The sequence below is a fragment of the Leifsonia sp. AG29 genome (genome assembly GCF_009765225.1).
Taxonomy (GTDB): domain Bacteria; phylum Actinomycetota; class Actinomycetes; order Actinomycetales; family Microbacteriaceae; genus Leifsonia.
This window is the reverse complement of record NZ_VMSF01000001.1, coordinates 32,202-54,031: the sequence shown is the minus strand read 5'-3', so window position 1 is coordinate 54,031 and position 21,830 is coordinate 32,202. Positions and strand designations below refer to the sequence as shown.

The window sequence follows — 21,830 nt, the reverse complement described above, 5'->3', positions numbered from 1 at the left end:
GCACCGAGCTGCGAAGGCGGAACCGTGATCATCGACGCGTACAACAACATCTGGGAGGCCTCCGGGACCTCCGACTACCTCACTGCCGAGTCCTACACTCCCGAACTCATCCTTGCTCACATGGATGAGGCGGGGGTCGACATGGCCGTCGGGTGCTCCCTCGGACAGAGCATCGACAACGCGTACATCGCCTCCATCGTCGAGGCCCACCCTGACCGGTTCATCGGTTTCGGCCAGGTCAACCCGCGCTTCCCCGGCGCGGTCGAGACCCTGCGGGAGTGCGCGCGCCTCGGTCTCAAGGGGATCAAGCTCCACCCGACGCTCCACGGCTACCATTTCGCCGACCACGGCCTTCTCGACCCGATCTTCCAAGCGGCGACCGAGGAGGGCCTCGTCCTGCTCGTCAACGCACTCGACGACCCCTGGTGCGCCCCGCTCGCGATCGAGGAGATCTCGCGGAACTTCCCGGAGGCCCCTGTGCTCATCGCTCACATGGGCACCGTGTGGAACGTGACCGAGGCACTCATCGTCGCCGAGCGCAATCCGCACATCTACCTGGAGACTTCGAGCACCCAGCTGCTCGAGGTCCAGATGGCCTACAAGAAGCTCGGACCGGAGCGGATCGTCATGGGCACCGACTGGCCCGGGAGCCACTTCGCGCTCGAACGCGCCAAGATCGCGCGGGCCATTCCGAACGAGGCGGACCGTCGCCTGGTGGAGGGCGAGAACCTGGCCCGGGTGCTGAACCTGAGGACGCCGTGACGACCGCTACGGCGACCTCGACGATCGTCGTCGACGGGGTCGGCAAGGACTTCGCCGGGGAGCGCGGCAGCACTCTCACCGCCCTGAACGATGTGACCTTCACACTCGATGCGGGTGGCTTCACGACACTGCTCGGCCCCTCGGGGTGCGGCAAGTCCACCGTCCTGCGCATCGTGGCGGACATCATCGATCCTTCTCGCGGCAACGTCAGCCTGTTCGGACGGAGCGCCAAGGAGGCCAGGGAAGCCGGCGACTTCGGGTTCGTATTCCAGGACCCCGTGCTCCTTCCGTGGCGCTCGGCGGTCGCCAACGTGGAGCTTCCGCTGCAGGCCCGCGGCATCGGCCGGGCAGAGCGCCGCTCGCGGGCGATGGAGATGCTGCAGCTCGTCGGATTGGACGGATTCGAGCACACCGCCCCGGCGAAGCTGTCCGGCGGTATGGCACGACGTGTCGCCATCGCCCGCGCGCTCATCGACCATCCGCGGGTCCTGTTCCTCGACGAGCCGTTCAACGGCCTCGACGAACTGCGGCGCCGTCAGCTGAACGCCGAGGTGCAGCGGATCTGGCAGGCGACCGGCACGACGGCGCTGCTGGTGACCCACAACGTCAGCGAGGCCGTGTTCCTCTCGGACACGGTGCTGGTCATGGGTCGGAACCCCGGCCGGATCATCGAGCGACGGGAGATCGACCTCCCCCGCCCGCGGACGCTCGACGACATGCTCTCGCCCGAGTTCATCGAGCACGAGCGCGCCCTCACCGCGCTGCTCAGCTCGGCATACGAGCGCCTGGAGGACGCGTGACCGCGAAGAAGGCCCTCCGCTATGCGATCCCGATCGGCTTCTACCTGCTGGCCCTCGTCGCCTGGCAGGTCGGCACGGCGACGACCATGGCTCCCGGCTCTGCGATCGTCCCGCCGAGCACGATCGCGAGCACCCTCGTCGATCGCTGGAACGCGATCGTCCTGGTCTCGGGCCAGACCCTCGCGGAGGCCGGGCTCGGGTTCGCCATCGGCGCTGCGAGCGCCGTCCTGCTCAGCGTCGTGATCGATCGCTTCCGCACGGCGGGCACAGCGCTCTATTGGCTCGCTCTGCTGCTGTACGCCGTGCCCGTGATCGCGATCGCCGCTCCCCTGACGGCGTGGTTCGGGCTCGGCATGGCGAGCAAAGTCGCCGTGTCGGCCCTGTCGGCCTACTTCCCCGTCCTGGTGAACGTGACCGGTGCGCTCAGGACGCTCGACCCGCGCGTCGAGGAACTGGGTCGCGTCCTGGCGATGGGGTACTTCCGGCGACTTCTCCGACTGCGCGCCCCGGCGGTCCTGCCCGCTCTTTTCTCGTCCTTCGCGATCGCGGGACCGGCGGCCTTCATCGGCGCGATTCTCGCGGAGTGGATGGGGGCGGAGCTCGGGCTCGGGGTCATGATCCTGCAGTCCATGTTCAACTTCGATGTCCCCCTGCTCTGGACGGTGATCCTCGTGGCGACCGTGCTGAACGGCCTGATCGTGCTCTTCTTCTCCGTTATCGGACGAGCTGCGACGCCCTGGCACCGCTCCGCACGTCCGGGAGGGGCGTCCGCATGAGTTCTGCGACGCCGCGGATGCCGCGGCCCAGCCTCCGTCCCGGTGTCGTCCTGGCCCCCGTCCTCGTGGTGGGCGCCCTGTTGGTCGTCTGGCAGCTCGGGACCTCGCTGACCGGCACCTCCGTCACCGTGCTCCCGAGCCCGGCCACCATCCTGACCCAGGCCGACTGGCCGGCGATCGGTGCGGCGACGATGAGCACGATCGGATCGGTGCTCGCCGGCTTCGCGCTCGGGAATCTGGTGGGGTTCGCCCTCGCGCTCCTGGTCAGCGCCTCCCGGCCGCTCGCCGACATCATCTATCCCGGCGCGGTGATGGTCCGGTCGATCCCGATCGTCGCCCTGGCCCCGTTCATCACGCTGTTCTTCGGTCGAGGCGTCCTGTCCGCCGTCGTCGTCGGCGCCCTCATCGTGTTCTTCCCGACGCTCGTCAACACCATCGTCGGCCTGCGATCCGTGCCGCAGGAAGCGCTCGAACTCGGGCACGTGTTCAACGCCGGCCCAGTGTTCCAGTACGTGCGCGTGCGCATCCCGTTCGCCATGCCGTGGTTCGTGAGCGCGCTCCGCATCTCCGCACCCGGCGCGGTCCTCGGCGTCATGACGGCCGAATGGGTCATCGGCGGCGCCGGACTCGGCAGGCTCGTCGTCCAATCCTGGCTCGGACTGGACATCCCGACGATGTGGGGAGCGGTCGTGCTCTCGGCGGTGGTCGCCTGGGCGCTGTTCAGCGTCGTGTCGCTCGCGGAGCGGCTGTTCCTCGGCTGGGCGGTGCGAACGTGAACAGCGGCTACGCCATCCGGGCACGCACTCTCGTGCCGAGCGCGACAGGCGAGGCCATCGCCGGCGGAGGCGTGATCATCGCCGACGGGACGATCGGCCAGGTCGGCCGCTTCATCGACCTGCCGACCGAGGGGCTGCCGGTGATCGACGTCCCGGGAACGCTGATGCCCGGCATGATCGACGCGCACTCGCATCTGCGCGGCATGCCGCTCGACGCCCACGGCATCCCGCAGCGCCGGCTCGAGTCGTGGCTGTGCTCTCTGGCGGCCATGACACCGCTCTCCCCCGCGGACGAAGCCCGGCTCGCCGCCGCCGAGCTCCTGGAGACCGGGGTCACCACGGTCCAGGGGATGGCCCATTCCTTCGACGATCCGGACGCGTATCGGTCGATGCTGGCCGACACGGCCCACGGGCTGAGGGAGAGCGGCATCCGGGCTCTGGTCATCCTCGGCTACAGCGATCGGGCCGAGCGGGCGCCGCAACCGCCCCGAGGCGCCTGGTCGCTCATCCCGGAGGTCTCGCATCGCATGGACCCGGCCGGGTTCGGCGCCCTCGCGGACGCCTGGCTGCAGGCCGAACAGGGAGGCGTGCCCGACTGGGGCGCCGGCCCGGTCGCGTCGCAGTGGGTCAGCCCCGACGCGCTCGATCGGCTCGCGCGCCTTCCGGCCGTCTCCCGGCTCCACACCCATCTCAACGAGAGCGTCCACCAGCGGACGTGGATCGCCGGCGACGAGCCGCCGGTCGCCCGGCTCGACCGAGCCGGGCTCCTCGACTCCCGCCTCTCGGCCGCGCATGCCGTGCACCTCACGGACGAGGAGCTCACGGTCATCGCGCAGCGCGGGGTCGTCCTGGTGCACTGCCCGAGTTCGAACCGGGCACTGGGAGTCGGGACGGCTCGGGTCGCTGAGTGGCTGCGCCGCGGGATTCCGTCGGCGCTCGGGATCGACAGCCAGAACACGGCCCATCCCGACATGTTCTCCGTGATGCGCGACGCGGTCGATTCGGCCGCCGGGATCGGCGATCCGATCGACGAGACCGCCGTGTTCGCGCTTGCGACGACCGGCGGTGCCGAAGCGGTCGGCCGCCGCGAGCTCGGCCGCCTGGAGCCCGGGGCCCCGGCGGATCTGGTCGCCCTCGCGCTCGAGACCGACCCCGCGGCGGCCGTCACGGAGATCGTGCGACTCGGCACCGCCGATTCCGTCGCCACCGTCTGGGTCGGCGGGGTCCGGCGGGTGAGCTCCGGGCGCTCGCTGCTCGACACGGGCGAGGTGAGGAGGCGCCTCCAAGCGCACCTCGACGCCGACGCACAGCGGCGGGCGGAGCGTCTGGCGGTCGTCGCCGAGTCGGTCGGGATCGTCGAGGCTCTGCTCGGGGAAGACGACGCATGAAGGCGCAGGTGTACGCCCGAGGGAGCGCGCTGCTCGGCGAGGGCCCGCGGCTCCTCCCCGGGCGCACGGATCCCTGGTGGGTCGATCTGCTTCGTGGGACGGTGCTGCGCCGGGACCCATCCGGAGAAGCAGCGGCGGTGGCCCATTTCGACGGGGAGACGGCCAGCGCGCTCCTCCCGCTGCGGACCGGCGAGACCGCGGTGGCACTTCGGCAGCGGATCGCCGTCATCGACGCATCCGGCGCAGAGACGCGCAGCGTACCCGTCGACGAAGTGCCCCCCACGCACCGCTTCTCGGACGCGACCGCCGGGCCGAGCGGGCACCTGTGGCTGGGCGTCGTGGCCGACGGCGCGTCGACCGCAGACGGTTTCCTTCTCCGGAGAGGCCCGGACGGGACCATCGTCGCACTCGATCACGTCGGCTTCTCGAACGGGCTGGGGTTTAGTCGCGATGGCCAGCGGTTGTTCCACATCGACAGTGCGGCGGCGACGATCAGCGTGATCGAGCACGACCCCGCCACCGGAGAGCTCGGCGCGGCGCGGACGCTCTACCGCCACCCCGCTGGCGAGCCCGGCGAGCTGGACGGCCTCGCCGTCGATGAGCACGACCGGGTCTGGGTCGCGGTGTTCGGCGGAGGGGTGGTGCTGTGCGTGGACCAGGACGGCGCTGTCGTCCACCGCGTGAGCGTTCCCGCGCAACGCGTCTCCAGTTGCGGCTTCGGCACCGGCGAGGAGCTGTACATCACGACTGCCCGCGTCGACGCGGACGACGACGAGTTGATCCGGCAGCCTGACGCCGGCTCGGTCTTCGTGTGCTCCCCCTGTTGCGGCGGCGGGCCTGTTTGGGAAGGAACCCTCACACCATGACCATGAGAACCACGTTGAGGACCCGGTCGGGGGAGGTCCTCCCCCAGGGGTCCGGCATGGGCGGCGGTATCGTGCCGGGCGTCTTCGACCAGGCCGAGGCCATGCGGCCAACGGTCTACGGAGAACGCTGGGCGATCGTCGGCGGCCACCCCCTCGTGACCGAGGCCGGCGCCGACGTCCTCCGCCGCGGCGGGAACGCCGTCGATGCGGGAGTGGCGGCCGGCTTCGTCTCCAACGTCGTGCAGGTGCAGATGTGCAACCTCGGCGGCATCGCACCGATCCTTGTCCGGGCGGCAGGGTCGACCGACGTCGACTCCATCGCGGGCGTCGGTTCCTGGGGGGCCTCGGCGGACCTCGACCGCATCCTCGCGGACTACGGCGGCGCGCTGCCGCTCGGCGGGGTGCCGTCGATCGTGCCCGGCGCCGTGTCGGGCTGGCTCACCGCGCTCAGCCGGTACGGGACGATGCCGTTGCCCGACGTCATGGCGGCGGCGATCGAATTCGCGGAAGACGGCTTCCTCCTGGACCCCCGGACGGCGTCGCACCTGGAGACGATGGGCGCCGGGTTCGCGCGCTGGGAGTCATCGGCCGAGGTGTACCGGCCGAACGGGACGCCCCTGGCGGCAGGCGAACGACTTCGGCAGCCCGCGCTGGCTCGCACGCTTCGGGCCCTGTCGGACGCCGCGGCCGAGGCCGCCGCAGCAGGGGCGGAGCGGACGGAGGCGATCGAGGCCGCTCACCGGCGCTTCTACACCGGCGAGATCGCCGAGACCATCGTCGGTTTCGTGCGCGAGCGTGGCGGGTACCTCGACACCGCCGACCTCGCTGCCTTCCGCGCCGATGTCGCCCCCGCGCCGTCCGTGGGTTTCGGGGAGTGGACGGTCCATGTCACTCCGACGTGGTCTCAGGGCTTGATCGTCGCGCAAGCGCTCGGGATCCTGGAACGCCGGGGTATCCGGTCGATCCCGGCAGAGTCGCCGGAATACGCTCATGAGGTCGTCGAAGCGCTCAAGATCGCGTTCAGCGAACGCGAGCGGTCGTTCGGCGATCCCCGCTTCACCGGCGTCGACCCGGCGCAGCTGCTGTCGGACAGCCACCTCGCCACGCTCGCAGCGATGATCGGGGAGGAGGCCCTGCCGAACACCCCGACGCTCGGGATGCCGACCACCACGCTCCCCTCGACCACCGCGGTGGTGGTCGTCGACGCCGACGGCGGAGCCTTCTCGTGCTCGCCGAGCGACACGATCGACGGTGCGCCGGTGATCCCCGAACTCGGCATCATCTGCTCCCCGCGCGGCGTGCAGAGCCGGCTCCTCCCCGGGCACCCCAACGCCCTCCGGCCGGGGGCGCGCCCGTGCGTGACGCCCGCCGCGGTCATCGCCCTGAACCCGGCCCTCGACGGGGTGTGGGCCGTGGCGTGCCCGGGCGGCGACGTGATCGTCCAGGCGATCGCGCAGGCCATGCTCCAGCTCGACGTCTACGGCCGCACCCCCCAAGCGGCCGTCGAGGCACCCCGACTGTTCGGCTCCAGCTACCCGGGAGGGTTCCACCCGCATCCTGAGGGCCGCTCGCTGGTGTTCATCGAAGCCGGGTTCCCCCCTCAGGTCGCGGAAGACCTGGAGCGGAGGGGCCACGAGGTCGTCGACTGGCCGGCGAACGAATTCGACGCCGGAAGTGTGCAGACCATCGTTTCCATGCGCAGGGGCGGCGAGACTGTCCTCGCCGCCGGCGCCGACTCCCGGAGGACCGCATATGCCAACGCCCGTTGATCCCGCCCCCCCGCGCGGTGCCCCGCACCCCCGCGAGCACGGCACAGCGCGTGGATGGGCGTGGCATCACTCCGGTCTCGTGGTCGCCGATCTCGATGCGGCCATCCGGTTCTACCGCGAGACCTTCGCCTTCGAGGTTGATTTCCTCGTGCGCGACATGGACGAGCAGTTCCGGCGCACGGTGGGCCTCGACAGCGTCGTCTGCGATCTGGCCCAGCTCGTCTCCCCTTTCTCCGGGACCCGTCTCGAGCTGCTGGAGGTCCGCGGCGTTCCGGCGGGGACCCCCTCCCGATTCCCGGTCCACGTCGGCGTCGGCCACAGCGCCTTCCAGGTGCGCGACCTCGAGGCGTCGGTGTACGCCCTGATCGACGCGGGCGGGTCGGCGATGGGCGAGATCGTCCAGTTCGAGGAGGGGCGCGCCGTGTACTGCTGGACGCCCGCCGGAACCGTCGTCGAGCTCGAGGAGGCATCATGGGACTAGAAACGCACGACCTGTGGCGGCGCCGCTACTTCACGATGGTGCTGATGCGCCGCTTCGAGGAGGCCTGCCTCGACGGCGTCGCCCGCAAGGAGATCCACGGCGAGCTGCACACGGCGATCGGTCAGGAGGCCATCGCCGCGGCCCTCGCGGAGCACATCCGGGACGGCGACGCGGTCGTCAGCACCCACCGCAACCACCAGCACGCGATCGCGAGCCGCGTCCCGCTGCGCCCGCTGCTCGCCGAGATCTTCGAGCGGGAGACCGGGCTGTGCGGCGGCTTCGGCGGCCACATGCACCTCTTCAGCCCCGAGCGGCGGTTCAGCACGACCGGCATCGTGGGCGCATCGCTCCCTGTCGCCCTCGGCCACGCCTACGCCGCACGGCTGGAGCGGCGTGACGCCGTGGCGGTGGCGGTCGTCGGAGACGGTTCCGTGAACACGGGCGGCTTCCACGAGAGCATGAACCTCGCGGGTGTGCTGCGGCTGCCCGTCATAGTCGTCATCGAGAACAACGAGTGGGCGATCTCCGTGCCGTTCTCCGCCTCCAGCGCGACCCCGACCCTGGCCGAGCGCGCGCCGGCCTACGGCGCCCCGGGGGAACGCGTCGACGGCCTGGACGTGGAGGCGACGTCGGAGGCGTTGCAGCGTGCATTCTCGCATGCCCGCTCCGGCCGCGGCCCCGCCATCGTCGAGGCCATGTGCTACCGCTTCCGGGGCCACTACGAGGGAGACCTCGACCTCTATCGCGACGCGAAGGAGAAGACCGACCGCATCGGGAACCGCGATCCCCTGGTCCTCACCCGCGAGCGGCTGATCCGGGAGGGAATCCTCACCCCCGAGGAGCTGGATCAGGCGGATGCGGCGGCGACGGCCGACATCGCCCAGGTGCTGGAGGAGGTCCGGGCCGATCCGCTCCCGCCCGCCGGCACCGCCCACCGACACGTGTTCGCGTCCGGGCTCGTGCCCGGGGAAGGAGTCCTCGCATGACCGCGTCACCCGGTTCCGTCGCAGCCGCCCCGGAAGCGACGCGCAACGTGAACCTCTCCCAGGCGATCGCGGAAGGTCTGCGCCTCGAGATGGAGGCGGACCCGAGCGTTCTCGTCCTCGGCGAGGATGTCGGAAACCAGGGCGGGGTGTTCGGCGCGACCCGGGGGCTGCTCAAGAACTTCGGTCCCGAGAGGGTGCTCGACACCCCCATCTCGGAGATGGCGTTCACCGGGATGGCCGTCGGACTCGCGCTCGAAGGCTACCGTCCCGTGGTCGAGATCATGTTCGTGGACTTCATCGGCGTCTGCCTGGAGCAGGTCTACAACGCGATGGGGAAGATCCCGTACATGTCCGGCGGACGCGTCCGCATGCCGGTCGTCGTCAAGACGGCGGGCGGGAGCATCGGCGCAGCGGCCCAGCACTCGCAGACGCTCTGGGGACTGTTCGCACACCTCCCGGGGCTCCGCGTCGTCGCACCGTCGAACCCGTACGACAGCAAGGGGATGATCGCCGCCGCGGTGCGCAGCGACGACCCCGTCGTGTTCATCGAGCACAAGGGGCTGCTCCTGCAGCGCGCGAGCGAGTTCGCGTTCGGCGCCCACGTCCCCCGCGAGCGCTACGATGTCCCGATCGACCGGGCTGCGATCGTGAGGCCGGGAAGCGACCTGACGCTCGTGACGCTGAGCGGGACGGTGCGTCACGCCGTGAGCGCTGCGGCAGCTGCCGACGAGCGCGGGATCTCCGTGGAGGTGATCGACGTGCGGAGCATCGTCCCCCTCGACTGGGCCACCGTGTGCGAGTCCGTCTCGCGCACGCGTTCCCTCCTGGTCGTCGACGAGGACTACCTCGGATTCGGATTGAGCGGAGAGCTGGCCATGGGCGTGATCGAACGCGTCGGCATCGGAGCGCTGGACAGGATCGGGAGGCACGGCAACCCCGGAGTGCCCGTCCCGGCCGCGCTCACCCTGGAGCGCGCCATCGTGCCCGGACCGGAGTCCATCCTCGACTCGATCCTGCGCATGGCCGGAGGTGCGCAGTGAGCCGGGCGGTCGTGGTGGTCGGCGGCGCCGGCGCCATCGGCCGGGTCGTGTGCGCGGTCCTCGCCGAGGCGGGGATGGCGGTGACGGTCGCCGACCTGCGCGGCGCCGACGAGGTCCGGACCGGGCTGCCGGGAGGCCCGCACGCGTCGCTGTCGCTGGACGTCACCGACCGGGACGCCGTGGTCGCCGCCCTCGGCCCGGGCGGCACCGCCGCCGGGGCGTCCGCCCTCGTGTACGCGGCCGGGTCGAACTACACCGGGCCGGTGTCCACCACCGACTGGGACGCCTACGACCGGGTGATGAACATCAACCTGCGCGGCGCCTTCCACGTCGGCCAGGCGCTCAGCCTCGACCTGGCTGCGTCTCCGCGCGAGTTCAGCGCCGTCTTCCTGTCCTCGACCGCCGGTCTGCGGGGGGAGAGCGGCGCTTCCGTCTACGCCGCCTCCAAGTTCGGGCTCATCGGATTCGTGGAGTGCCTGGCGGCGGAGATCGCCACCTTCGGTGCTCGGGCCAACGCCGTGTGCCCCGGAAACGTGGACTCCCCGATGCTCCGGACGCTCGCCGAACAGGTCGCGGTCCGTCGCGGCGACACGACGGAGGCCGTGCTCACGGAATTCGCCGGGGCCACGTCGTTCGACCGCTTGATCGCCATCCGGGAGGTCGCCGACGTCATCGCGTACCTCGCCGGTCCGCGCTCCACCGGGATGAGCGGGCAGTCCGTCGTGGTGGACGGCCCGCCACTCTGACCGGACGCCCCAGAAAGGAGCCATCATGATCGATGTGGACGCCACCATCGCCGATCTGCAGCGCCTCATCGCCATCGACTCGACCAACCCCGGAGCGCTCGAGGCGGACTGCGCAGCATGGATCGAGCAGCGCCTCTCCGGAATCGGCCTCGACGTCGAGAGGTACCCGGTGGCGCCCGGACGCGACAACCTGCGCGTCGTCGTCCCGGGCGCGAGCCGGACCGGACCGAGGCTCGTGCTCGTGTCGCATATGGACACCGTCCCCGTCGGCGACGGCTGGACCCGGGATCCCTTCGGCGGCGAGATCGAGGACGGCCTGCTCTACGGTCGGGGCGCTTGCGACATGAAGGCGGGGCTGGCGGTCACCATCGGACTGCTGGAGGCCCTGGTGCGGACCGGACGGACCCCCGCCACGGACGTCGTGGCCTACTACACCGTCGATGAAGAGGCGCCCGGGATGCTCGGCGCCCACCAGATGGTCGCCGACGGCCTGCTGCGCCCCGACGACCAGATCCTCGCACTCGAGCCGTCCGGCATGCGCCTGCGCATCGCGCAGATGGGCCTGCGCTGGCTGTCCCTCCGGGTGTTCGGGAAGATGTCCCACGCGGGCCGCGCCCACCTCGGCGTCAACGCGGTGCACGTCACGGCGGAGATCGTGCACGAATTGGAGACCTCGTTCCGCGCCTTTCCCTTCGACGACGCCATCCTGGGCAGACCTCGATTCACCTGCAGCGTCGTCCGGGGCGGTGTCGCGACCAACGTCGTACCCGCCCTCTGCGAGGCGGAACTCGACGTGCGGATCGTCCCGCCGCTCACCCCGGAGGACGCGGGCCGCATCGTCGCGAACGTCGCCGACACCGTCGTCGCGCGCTACCCCGGCGCGTCTTACGAGGTGGCGCCGCTCGGCGCCTCCCGCCCTCCCGTGCGGGCCGCGCGCGACTCTCCGATCGTGCGCTCGCTCGTCTCGTCCTATGAGCGGATCGCGGGCCGTCCCCCGGAGATCGGCGGAGCCGACGGTCATGAGGCGTACACCGATTCGGCGATGATCGCCGCGCTGACCGGGTCGACCTCCAGCACGGTTCTGGGACCGGGCGCCACCGACCACGCGCACACGGCCGACGAATTCGTCCCGCTGGCCGACGTCGAGCTCGCCGCATCCCTGTTGTGGGACCTCGTCGAGTCCTGGGGCGAACGCCTCGGACTCGATCGGTGAGCAGCATGGTGCTCCGTCTCCCTCTCTACGGCCGTCACCCCCTCGAGCCGCTCACGGTGGACGACGTGCTCGAGTATCCGGCCATGCGCCGCGGCGACCCGGTGGTCATCGCGGGCGCGGCCGGTCTCGGACGCCGGGTTCGCTGGGTCCACACGAGCGACTTCCTCGGCGTCGCCGACCTCCTGCGCGGAGGCGAGGTCCTCCTGACGACCGGTGCGATGCTGAGCGACGACGATGCGCTGCTCACCGCCTACGTCGAACGGCTCGCCGACGCGGATGCCGCGGCGCTCGTCATCGGCCTCGGCCCCCGGTTCTCCGAGCCGCTCCCCCGCGCCCTGAGGGACGCCGCCGACCGCGCAGGGCTTCCCCTCGTGGCGCTCCGGCGGACGATCGCCTTCATGGACGTGACCGAGGAGGTCCACTCGGCCCTGGTGGACATGCAGGTGCGGGAACTCCAGGCCTCGGAGAGCATCCACGTGATCTTCAGCTCGCTCGCCGTGCAGGGCAGCAGACCGGAGATCGTCCTCAAACAGGTGGCCAAGCTGTCCGGCTTCGCCGTCGTGCTGGAGAACCGCGAGCAGCAGATCCTGGCGTTCGACCCGGCCGACCGCAGCAGAGGCGACGTGCTCGCCGAATGGGCCGAGCACTCGAAACGCCCCCCGGATGCGCGACGCACCTTCTACGATCCGCAGACGGGCTGGCTGCAGACCCGGGTGGGCGCCCGAGGGAACGACTGGGGCCGGCTCATCCTCTTCGCCGGAGCGGTGGGGGCGCGCCAGATCGAGGGCGCCGAGGATCCCACGATGTCGATCCCCCGCAGCCTGTTGATGCTGGTCGAACAGGCGGCCTCGACCCTGGCGATCGGGCGCCTCGTGGATCGCGAGTCCGAACTGATGGATCTGAGCATCCACCAGGGCATCTTCACGCGCCTTCTCGCAGACTCGATCGATCCCGCCGAACTCGACCAGCAGAGCTCGGCGTTGGGCGTCTCCCTTCGCCGCGCATCGGTGGTCGCGATCGCCGTGCGCCCGCGCCATCCGGGAAGGGCCGACCCGGACGAGCATCGGGACGCACTGAGGTCGCTCACGGTCGCCGTCGCGGAGTTCGCGCGCGCACGCCAGCTCAGGGCGCTCACCGCCCCCGCCGACGAGTTCACCGTCGGTGTCCTCGCCGTGCTTCCGGCGGAGGGCTCGGCTCCACTCCTGGCCTCGCAACTGGCGCAATCCCTCCTATCGCGCGGGTTGGAGGTCGTCCTGTCGGCGTCCGGACCCGTTCGGGGCCCCCAGCCGATCCGCGCAGCCCTCATCGAGGCCATGGAGACCGTCGCGACGGCCACGGGGCTCGGCATGCCGGGCCCCGTGGTCGCCGCTTCCGACTTGGGCGTGCACGGGCTCATCTACTCGCTCCGGGACGATCCGCGGCTCCGGCGGTTCTCGGATCAGGCGCTCGACCCGCTCCGGCGCTACGACCGCGAACACGGCACCGCGCTGGTCACCCTGGTGCGTCACTACCTGCAAGCGGGCAGGAACAAGACGGTGGCTGCCCAGCGCGCGTTCGTCTCGCGGCCGTGGATGCACGAGCGGCTGCGACTCGTCGGGGAGGTCCTCGGAGCGGACATCGAAGACGAAGCGACGTGTCTGAAGCTCGAGTTCGCGCTGGCGGTCGCGGACCTGCTGAACGAGACCGACCCGGCGGAAGAACGGAGGTCGTCATGACGGTCTCGGCGAGAAGGAGCGTCCGGCGCGCGTACGAAGCGATCGAACGCTCGGGGCGTCCCGAGGTGTGGACGACCTTGCGCACACGCGACGAGGCCGAAGCCGCCGCCGACCTCGTCGACGAGGCCGGTGAAGCCGGGGCGAACCTGCCGCTCCGGGGCCTGACTCTGGCAGTGAAAGACAACATCGACGTGGCCGGGTTGCCCACCACGCTCGGCCTCCCCGCCGCCGCCCGGGTTCCCTCCGCCGATGCGACGGCCGTCGCGCGGCTCACGGCTGCCGGTGCCGTCGTCGTCGGCAAGACCAACATGGATCAATTCGCCACGGGGCTGGTCGGCACACGCAGCCCGTACGGCGCCGTCCGCGGCTCCCGCTTGCCCACGCTCGTCTCAGGCGGGTCAAGCTCGGGCTCCGCCGTCGCGGTCGCGCTCGGCCTCGTCGACATCGCGCTCGGAACGGACACAGCCGGCTCCGGTCGGGTACCGGCCGCCCTCAACGCGATCATCGGCGTCAAGCCGACCCTCGGCACGATCCCGACCACGGGCATGGCCCCGGCCTGCTGGCCGTACGACACGATCACGGCTTTCGCGCGGGACATCGAGACCGCAGTCGCCGCCACCGCGCTGATGCGAGGACCGGACGGGATCGACCCGGGCGTCCGGGAGGCCCCAGCGGGGCTTCGCCTGGCGGCGCCACCGCGGCCTGCGGTAGCGATTCCGGCGGCCGCCGGACTGGAATCCTTGACGCCTGACGCGCACCGAGCGTGGGATGCGTCGGTGGAACGGCTGTCGCGCCTGGCCGAGGTCACGGTCGTTGACATCCAACCGCTCCTCGACGCCGCCCGGCTCCTTTACGGCGGGGCGATCGTGGCGGGACGGTACACCGCGGCCGGCGGCTACGTCGAAGGAGGCGCCGGGCTTGACCCGACGGTTACGGGGATCATCCGCTCGGCTCGAGACGTCGCCGGCTGGGAGTACGTCCGCGACCGGCAGGAACTCGACCGCGTCAAGGCCGCGGCCCTGCAGCTGCTCCGCGGAGCCGACGCGCTCATGCTGCCCACAGCCCCCGGGCACCCGTCCCTTGAGGATGTCGCCGCCGAACCCGTCGCGGCCAACTCATGGCTGGGAACGTTCACGAATTTCGTCAACCTGCTCGACCTCTCCGCTGTGGCGGTGCCCGCCGGGCAGCTGGGGCCGGACGGCGCATCCGGCGATTTCGGCGTCTCCTTCGTGGGGCGACCCTTCGAGGACCAGGTCGTGGTCGACATCGCTTCCGCGTTCGTCGGAGCGCGCCCTTCGCCGGAGATCGGTGACCCCGGGCTGGAGCTCGCCGTCTTCGGCGCCCACCTGCGTGGCCAACCGTTGAACGGTCAACTCGTCGATGCGGGTGCGCGCTTCCTCGGCGAGATCCGGACAGCGCCCGAGTACCGCCTCTTCGCGCTAGCGACCGACCCTCCGAAGCCCGGCCTCGTGCCCGCTCGCGATGGCGCCTCGATCTCAGGTGAGCTGTGGCGCATCTCGACCGCTGCCCTCGGAACGCTTCTCGGAGCGCTTCCCGCGCCTATGACGCTCGGGCCCACGAGGTTGTCCGACGGAAGGTCGGTCGTCGGCTTCGGGTGCACCGCCGATGCTCTGACGGGTGCCCACGACATCACGGCCACCGGAGGGTGGCGGGATTACCTCGCCTCGTTGGTCTGAGGCCCCTCACCGGGCCGTGTACCCGCCATCGACGGTCAGCACGGCCCCGGTCATGAAGCTGGAATCGTCGGAGGCAAGGAAAGCGGTGGCCGCGGCAACCTCTCGGGGGTCGGCGAACCGTCCGAGCGGATGCTGCTGCTCGACCAGGTCTCGGAACTGCGGCGCATTCTCGAACTGGCGGATCGTCATCGGCGTGTCGACCACTCCGGGGCACACGGCGTTCGAACGGATGCGCCTCGGTGCGTAGTCCACGGCGATCGCACGAGCGAGTCCGATGACTCCGGCTTTGCTCGCACAATAGCCCGGCTCGTTCGCGGTTGCGACGAGCCCGGACATCGATGCATGGAAGATCAGCGATCCTCCCGGTGGCATCCGCGGTATGGCGTGCTTCGCGGTGATGAATGCGCCGGTCAGGTTGACGCCGATCAGGCGATTCCAGCGCGCCAACGACATCTCGGTGAGCGGCACCTCGTCGCCGATCCCGGCGTTGGCCACGACCGCGTTCACCATCCCGAACGTCTCGATCACCGCGTCGTAAGCCGCGACCACCTGGTCCTCGTCCGTGACATCGCACCGCACGACCAGGTCTGCCTCATCGGCCCCGGAGGCGACACCGTCCGCGACATCGAACGACACGACGGCCGCTCCTTCGGCTCGAAACCGTCTCACGACCGCCGCGCCGATCCCGGAGCCGCCTCCGGTGACGACGCAGACCTTGCCCGCGAGCCGAGACGAGCGCGTGTCAGTGCTCGGGGTGCTCATCCGGCCACGCTATCGACTGGGGCAGCCGCTATCGTCGCCCGGCAGACGAGCCGAGACGTTGCGTCCAGTGGAGCTCTCAAATGTGCACACTATGACAACTGCACGCCGGCGCTGCCAGGGATCTTCTAAGCACCCGCCGGTCTCGGGAGACCCCGGGCGGTCAACACGTCGAAGAGGCTTCGATCGAGATCGTCGCCGTACAACTCCAGGGCTAGCAGGAGGTGCTGTTTCATGACGAGCGCCGCATGCTGCGGATCCCGGTTCTTGATCGCCTCGACGATGGTCTCGTGGAGAGGATCGCCGACCTCATGCACCCTGCCATCACTGTGGCTGCGAAGCATCAATTGGTAGATCTGTTCGCTGATGGCACCGAACATCAGCAACAGAACCGGATTGCCGGACGCCGCCGTGATCGCTTGATGAAACTCCAGGTCCGTGCGCGCCTGGGCCTCCAAGGACACAGAAGCATTGTGGCGGCGCAACGCTTCCTCGATCGCTCCCACAGCGGACTCATCGGCCATCGCGGCCAGCTCGACGCTGGCGCACTCCAACGCAACACGCGCCGCCACCAGATCGCGAGCGGTCGTGCCCGCTCGCGCAGCGGCGCGCGCCATCGGCCGAGACAACTCGTCAGGGGCGGGCGGACGCACGTAGGACCCCCGACCGGGCACCACGGCGATGAAGCCGCCCTCGGCCATGCTCGCGAGCACCTCGCGAATGACCGGGCGACTGACCCCGTAACGCTGACACAACTCCCGTTCGGACGGGAGCTGCTGACCAGGATAGAGCGCACCTTCAAGGATCTGCCCCTGCAAGTCGTCAAGAATGTCGGACTTACGGGGAGGCGCTCCAAGCGTTTGCCCGAGGTTCGGTGCCGTCATGTGGATCCTCCGCTCATACCGTACCCGCCCGGCGAGGCTGTCTCACCAATCATGCATAGTCCCGTCAACGAGTCGGGCCACGGGGAGGTACGCCGATCTGTACTCGCTCGCTTTCGCCGCCGCAACGTCGAAGCCGACGCCGAGACCTGGCGATTCTCCCACGTGCAGGTAGCCGTCCCGGAACGAGTACTCAACGGAGAACAGGTCGAAGACTTCCGACGGGTAGCCCATGAATTCCTGGATTCCGAAGTTGTGGATAGCAACGTCGAGATGGAGCGCCGCCGCGAAGCCAACGGGAGAGATGTCGCTGGGACCGTGAATGGCCGATCGAACCTGGAACAGGGAGGCGAAATCGAGCAACTTCTTCATGGCGCTCAGGCCTCCGCCGTGAGTCACCGACGAGCGGGCGAAATCAATCAGCCGCTCTTCGATCAGGGCACCGTAATCCCACACCGTGTTGAAGATCTCGCCGGTGGCGATGGGCACGGTCGTGCTCTGCCGGAGTTGCCGGAACAGGCGAGTGTTCTCTGCTGGACTAGGGTCCTCGATCCAGAAAGGATGGTACGGCTCCAGCGAACGGGCAAGCCGAGACGCTTCGGTGGGCGTGAGCCGATGATGCACGTCGTGCAACAGAGCAATATCCTCACCGAATCGCTCCCGCACCGCTGCAAATACACCGGGAATGCTCAGAAGGTACCGCTCGGTGTCCCAGAGCTCCTCCTCGGGGCGATGATGACCGTTAGCGGGCTCATACGCCGTCGAAGTTGGATCGCTAACCACGCCATACGTCTTATCTAGCCCCGGAATTCCGACTTGGATTCGCACAGCGGTGAAACCCTCGTCGATCCTCTGCTGAACCGACTCGAGCAGCTCGACCGTGTCCCGTCCATTGGCGTGTCCGTACGTACGAACCCGGCTTCGGCTGGCGCCTCCGAGCAACTGGTATAGCGGCATCCCGGCAGCTTTCGCCTTAATGTCCCACAGGGCGACATCGACCGCAGCGATCGCGGCCATCGTGATGGGCCCGCGCCGCCAGTAGGCGCCGCGGTAGAGGTACTGCCAGGTGTCTTCGATGGTGAACGCATCACGACCGACCAGCAGCGGGACGACATGATCGCGCAGGTAAGAGGCGGCGGCGAGTTCACGGCCGTTGACCGTCGCATCGCCCAGGCCGATGACCCCTGCATCGGTGCGCACGACGAGAGTGACAAAGTTGCGGCCTCTGCCCGTCACGTGGACATCGGCATCGGTAATGATCATTCTGCCGCGGCCTCCAAAGTGAGAAACCGGGCTTGGAACGGACCGAACTCCATCCGCGCGGACGACCCGGCACTCTCGAACCGATCCCCGCTGAGCGCATCGGACCACACTCCTAGCCCAACCTCACTCATTCCGACCTCGACGACCGCGGATGCGTGCGACGCATTGACCAACAGAGTGGACATGACTTTCCCCGCCAAGCTATGGCTGACGGAGAAGATGTCGCCGCCCACCGCGGGCACTCCAAAACGGTGCTGACCAGCCGCCAGCTCCGGACGCTCACGCCGCAAGCGGTTGACCTGCTCGACCGCATCCTCCAAGCCGATCTCTCCTCCGACGAACATCATGTACGGACCTCCCGACAGGGCAAACAGCGTCATGAACCCGCGAGCGGCGGTGAGTCCGAATTGCTCACGACGCCATTTCTCGCCCGGCAGCGGCCACCAGAAGGTGTCGTGGGAGTCGATGTGGTGAGCCGTCACCGATCCCGGGGGCAGCGCGCGATCGCGCCGGTGCAGCCACAATGCCAATTCGGACCCGGTCCGGACGCGACTCGCGGGATGATCCCCTCCCGTTCCGGCAAGCGAGTCCAGAAGCCAGGACTCGTCATAGTTGTAATTGATGTCCATCGACTGCCGCCACAGCGGACCGCTCGGTTCGGTGTACATCATGAGTGCGCTATTCCGGGAGTGGAGCGCCACCCTCATGTGCTCGAACAATTCCACGGCGCCGAGCGTCTGCAGGCCCGGCCGCGTCGCAGACCGAGAGGACCAGTTGGGGAACTCGTTATAGCCCGGAGCGTCAAAGCGGAACCCGTCGATGTTGAGCCGATCCACGAGCGCGAGCATCTTCTCGGTAAAGTACCGCTGCCAGCCGGGGTGCGACATGTCGAAGGCTTTGGTGTAGATACCGATGATGTTGCCGCGCGCGTCCCGGCAGAACCACTCTGGGTGCTCGTCGGCCAGAGGGTGGCGCTCGGCTGATCCCGAGAACCAAGCTGCCTCGAAATCCAGAATATGGCGACTCCAAGAGAGGGCGTACTTCTGCTCCTCCGTGAGATGGCGCTGACGGATTTCGTCCGCTGACGATCCGACAAGATCTGCCCAGGGGCCGCTCTTCACCGCATCGACCACCTGCTGGAATGATTCCCTATCGATGACGCCGTGCAGCAGCACGTCGAGGATCACCCGCATGCCGTGTTCGTGACACCAGGCCACAATGCGTCGAAGCTCGTCCTCCGCCCCGTAACTGGTGTCGATGTCGTCGTAATCGATCACGTTGTAGCTCGGGAAGGGCTGGCGAGGCATGAGCTGGATCGTGTCGAAACCCAGAGCGTGGATCCGAGGCAGATCGACGAAAAGATCGTGCGCCTCGGGATATGGAGAGTACGTCCACGTGCCGCCTGCGAAGATCGACGTGCCGATCTGCGCTTCATAGATGGTGGCGCCCGCCGTCCAGGAAGGGCGGTCCTGGGGTGTCGAGATACCCGCCCGCCCATACCAACCCGAGGCGTTGCGCAACGGATCCGAATCCAAGACGAGATCGATCGCGACGGTCTCGAAGTCCAGGCGGTTGCCCACTGCTGCTATGCCGGCCACACCAGTCGCGTACTCCACCCCCGCGGAATCCTCGTCGACGACGAACCTGAGAGAGCCGATCTCGTCGACGGAGCGCGGCCAGAGGACGACCGACGCCGCAGAGGGGGCGTGAGTGAGCGCGAACATGGCACTGGATCCCCGCAAGCCGCCGACAGTCGCCACAGGCGTCGAGGCGCCGACCGCGCTTAGAGGAGCATCGGCACGCAGAGGGGCACCCGGGATGTCGATCGACCACTCATCCTTCGCGGTGGTTCTCACTTTCAGGTGCAGAACGAACTCCCGCAGGTCCTCTGCGCCGTCCGCGGGCCACCAGGACCAGGACCACTCCACGCGCGGCGAGACAGCACGGAAGGTGTACCGCACCTCCCCCGCCCACCCGGCGAGCCGGACCGGGATGCTGAATACGCGCCCGCCGCGTACCAGGCGCGACGTGGGCTCACCCACGACTTCCAGGCCACTATCCGAGTGGGCACCGTCGTATTCGAGCTTGCCCAGCGCCCCCCGCCGATCCATACCTCCCGTGACGAGGATCGCGGAGGAGACGAGCTCGACTTCCGCGCCGCCATCTTCCGCTAGGGCGAGCGCCGTGGGGAGACCGGTCGCTGTCGATACATGGACCGCGAGCGTGGAGAACTCAGAGGACAGAACCATCTCCCCGTTCTCGACAATCCGCTGAACGGTGGGCGTACTCGTCGTGGTGGTCATTGGTGGTCCTCCTCATCCATGGGATACAAACTTGCTCCGCCATCGACGAGCAGGGTCGCGCCCGTCATGTAGGCGGACGAGTCACTAACGAGAAAGGCGAGCGCCTCGGCGAACGACTGCGGTGTCTGCAGGTGTCCGAGAGGGACTGCCTTTCGCGCGCGCGCACGATAATCCGGCTCTGTCTCCCACTGGTGCAAAGCCATGCCGGCGCCGACGATCCCGGGAGCGATCAGATTGGCGCGGATTCCTTGTCCGGCCAGTTCGCGGGCAAACGATCGGGCGATGGACTTCATCGCTGCTTTCGAGGCGGAGTAGGCGGCGATGCCCGGCCACGGGATGTCTTGGACCCACGAGGTGGTGAAGACTAAGTTGCCTTGCTGTCCTGCATCGATCCACGCCCGACAGGCCACCTGCGCCAACGCGAATGCAGCCAGGGTGTTGGCACGCCAGACCTCCTCGACCTGCTCGAGCGAGTACTCGAGGATGGGCGACGACGTCACAATGCCAGCGTGCAGGCAGACCACAGTGGGGAGAGCTCCGAACAAGCGCGTCGCTTCATGCAGGATTGCTTCGGCATGCCCTTCGTGGGCGGCATCACCCTCGACGTACCCCGCGACGGCCTCGAGATCGCGCTGAACGGTCACCTCCGCGACGACGTCGTTGATAACGACGCGCGCCCCTCCTGCGGTCAATGTCTCCGCCGCTTGCCACCCGAGCGCACCGAGACCTCCAGTGAGCAGTACCCTCTGGCCCTTCAGATCGAGACCCGTCATTTCCCGGCTCCGAGGGCTAGTCCGCTCGTCAGGCGACGCGCGGCGAAGATGAACAGCAACAGAGTGGGCAGCGACCCGATGATCGACAAGGCCATGAGTGCGTTGTAGTCGGTCCCGTACTGACCCTGCTGCTGTACGAGGAGAACGCTCAGCGGGTACTGGCTGGCACTGCTCAGGAACGAAATGGCGAACAAGAACTCCCCCCAGGCCCCGATGAAGACGAGGATCGTCACCACCAGAACGCCATTGCGCACCAACGGCAGTGTGACGGAGAAGAAGGATCGAAGCGGACCGGCGCCGTCGACCTGGGCGGCTTCTTCCACCTCCCGCGGAACGGCCAGATAGAACGGTCTCAGGAGCAGGACCGCGTACGGCAGCGTAGCCGCCGCGATCGACAGCGCCACTCCCAGCAGTGTGCCGATCAGCCCCAACGCGGGCAGCAGGCTGTAGAGCGGGATTACCGCGATCGACCCGGGAACCATCTGCAGCGCGATCAGGACACCGATGACGATTCCCGTCCATCGACCGGAAACCCGTGCGAGAACGTACGCCAGCGGCACCGCGCAGATCAGCGTGCTCGCCGTGGCCAGAACGGTGATGACGGCGGAGTTCCACAGCGCGGAACCTAACGCCGGGGTCAGGATCGATAGGTATCCGGACAGTGTGGGTTGAAATACCAGGGAAAGCGGAGAGTTCGTGATGTCCACATTGGACTTGACGGACGAAATGAGGACGTACGCCATCGGGACCGCGTAAAGCGCGAACATACCGATGAGGCCCACCATTGCGACGGCTCGTCCGAGGCGTGCTCCAGTGCGGCTGGCTGCAATGGTCAT

20 protein-coding genes are annotated in these 21,830 nt (G+C 68.9%); 14 read left to right on the top strand and 6 right to left on the bottom strand.

Features of this window, described 5'->3' with window-relative positions; translation table 11 throughout:
• The first annotated feature begins 24 nt into the window (after positions 1-24).
• Genes FPT20_RS00290 through atzF form a run of 14 tightly spaced genes read left to right on the top strand, consistent with a single transcriptional unit; the run spans position 25 to position 15,015 of the window.
• The gene (locus tag FPT20_RS00290) at positions 25-762 is read left to right on the top strand and encodes an amidohydrolase family protein (protein WP_158861699.1); all 738 of its coding nucleotides are present in this window, start codon (positions 25-27) and stop codon (positions 760-762) included.
• Positions 759-1,562: an ABC transporter ATP-binding protein gene (locus tag FPT20_RS00285; RefSeq protein ID WP_199245615.1), complete on the top strand. Its 804-nt coding sequence runs from the start codon at positions 759-761 to the stop codon at positions 1,560-1,562. The genes FPT20_RS00290 and FPT20_RS00285 overlap by 4 nt, the downstream gene beginning before the upstream one ends.
• A complete protein-coding gene (locus FPT20_RS00280) occupies positions 1,559-2,338 on the top strand; it encodes an ABC transporter permease (protein ID WP_158861698.1) in 780 nt (259 codons plus the stop codon). Before FPT20_RS00285 ends, FPT20_RS00280 begins: the two co-directional genes overlap by 4 nt.
• The gene (locus FPT20_RS00275; RefSeq protein WP_158861697.1) at positions 2,335-3,114 is read left to right on the top strand and encodes an ABC transporter permease; all 780 of its coding nucleotides are present in this window, start codon (positions 2,335-2,337) and stop codon (positions 3,112-3,114) included. The genes FPT20_RS00280 and FPT20_RS00275 overlap by 4 nt, the downstream gene beginning before the upstream one ends.
• Complete coding sequence (locus FPT20_RS00270) at positions 3,111-4,502, top strand: amidohydrolase family protein (protein WP_158861696.1); 1,392 nt, start codon at positions 3,111-3,113, stop codon at positions 4,500-4,502. The genes FPT20_RS00275 and FPT20_RS00270 overlap by 4 nt, the downstream gene beginning before the upstream one ends.
• Positions 4,499-5,368, top strand: coding sequence for an SMP-30/gluconolactonase/LRE family protein (locus tag FPT20_RS00265; protein WP_158861695.1), 870 nt, complete (start codon positions 4,499-4,501; stop codon positions 5,366-5,368). The genes FPT20_RS00270 and FPT20_RS00265 overlap by 4 nt, the downstream gene beginning before the upstream one ends.
• Positions 5,365-7,137, top strand: coding sequence for a gamma-glutamyltransferase family protein (locus FPT20_RS00260; RefSeq protein ID WP_158861694.1), 1,773 nt, complete (start codon positions 5,365-5,367; stop codon positions 7,135-7,137). The genes FPT20_RS00265 and FPT20_RS00260 overlap by 4 nt, the downstream gene beginning before the upstream one ends.
• The gene (locus FPT20_RS00255; protein ID WP_158861693.1) at positions 7,121-7,618 is read left to right on the top strand and encodes a VOC family protein; all 498 of its coding nucleotides are present in this window, start codon (positions 7,121-7,123) and stop codon (positions 7,616-7,618) included. The genes FPT20_RS00260 and FPT20_RS00255 overlap by 17 nt, the downstream gene beginning before the upstream one ends.
• Positions 7,609-8,604, top strand: a complete 996-nt coding sequence (locus FPT20_RS00250) for a thiamine pyrophosphate-dependent dehydrogenase E1 component subunit alpha (RefSeq protein ID WP_158861692.1) — start codon at positions 7,609-7,611, stop codon at positions 8,602-8,604. Before FPT20_RS00255 ends, FPT20_RS00250 begins: the two co-directional genes overlap by 10 nt.
• Entirely contained in the window at positions 8,601-9,644 is a 1,044-nt protein-coding gene (locus FPT20_RS00245; protein WP_158861691.1) for an alpha-ketoacid dehydrogenase subunit beta, read from the top strand. Before FPT20_RS00250 ends, FPT20_RS00245 begins: the two co-directional genes overlap by 4 nt.
• Positions 9,641-10,390 (top strand): SDR family NAD(P)-dependent oxidoreductase, encoded by a 750-nt coding sequence (locus FPT20_RS00240; protein WP_158861690.1) that lies wholly within the window; start codon positions 9,641-9,643, stop codon positions 10,388-10,390. The genes FPT20_RS00245 and FPT20_RS00240 overlap by 4 nt, the downstream gene beginning before the upstream one ends.
• Positions 10,391-10,415: 25 nt before the next feature.
• Positions 10,416-11,603, top strand: a complete 1,188-nt coding sequence (locus FPT20_RS00235) for a M20 family metallopeptidase (protein ID WP_158861689.1) — start codon at positions 10,416-10,418, stop codon at positions 11,601-11,603.
• Between the two features lie 5 nt (positions 11,604-11,608).
• Complete coding sequence (locus tag FPT20_RS00230; RefSeq protein WP_233265611.1) at positions 11,609-13,318, top strand: PucR family transcriptional regulator; 1,710 nt, start codon at positions 11,609-11,611, stop codon at positions 13,316-13,318.
• Positions 13,315-15,015: an allophanate hydrolase gene (atzF, locus tag FPT20_RS00225; RefSeq protein WP_158861687.1), complete on the top strand. Its 1,701-nt coding sequence runs from the start codon at positions 13,315-13,317 to the stop codon at positions 15,013-15,015. Before FPT20_RS00230 ends, atzF begins: the two co-directional genes overlap by 4 nt.
• 6 nt (positions 15,016-15,021) lie before the next feature.
• Here the strand turns inward: atzF and FPT20_RS00220 are convergent, their stop codons facing one another.
• The 6 genes from FPT20_RS00220 to FPT20_RS00195 all read right to left on the bottom strand — a co-directional run bounded on the left by FPT20_RS00220 (position 15,022) and on the right by FPT20_RS00195 (position 21,830).
• Complete coding sequence (locus tag FPT20_RS00220) at positions 15,022-15,777, bottom strand: SDR family NAD(P)-dependent oxidoreductase (protein ID WP_158861686.1); 756 nt, start codon at positions 15,775-15,777, stop codon at positions 15,022-15,024.
• Between the two features lie 125 nt (positions 15,778-15,902).
• A complete protein-coding gene (locus tag FPT20_RS00215) occupies positions 15,903-16,658 on the bottom strand; it encodes a FadR/GntR family transcriptional regulator (RefSeq protein WP_158861685.1) in 756 nt (251 codons plus the stop codon).
• A 42-nt stretch (positions 16,659-16,700) separates the two neighbouring features.
• Positions 16,701-17,918, bottom strand: coding sequence for a D-mannonate dehydratase ManD (gene manD / locus FPT20_RS00210; protein ID WP_158861684.1), 1,218 nt, complete (start codon positions 17,916-17,918; stop codon positions 16,701-16,703).
• A complete protein-coding gene (locus FPT20_RS00205; RefSeq protein WP_158861683.1) occupies positions 17,915-20,221 on the bottom strand; it encodes an alpha-amylase family glycosyl hydrolase in 2,307 nt (768 codons plus the stop codon). The genes manD and FPT20_RS00205 overlap by 4 nt, the downstream gene beginning before the upstream one ends.
• Entirely contained in the window at positions 20,218-20,994 is a 777-nt protein-coding gene (locus FPT20_RS00200; protein WP_158861682.1) for an SDR family NAD(P)-dependent oxidoreductase, read from the bottom strand. The genes FPT20_RS00205 and FPT20_RS00200 overlap by 4 nt, the downstream gene beginning before the upstream one ends.
• The gene (locus FPT20_RS00195; protein WP_158861681.1) at positions 20,991-21,830 is read right to left on the bottom strand and encodes a carbohydrate ABC transporter permease; all 840 of its coding nucleotides are present in this window, start codon (positions 21,828-21,830) and stop codon (positions 20,991-20,993) included. Before FPT20_RS00195 ends, FPT20_RS00200 begins: the two co-directional genes overlap by 4 nt.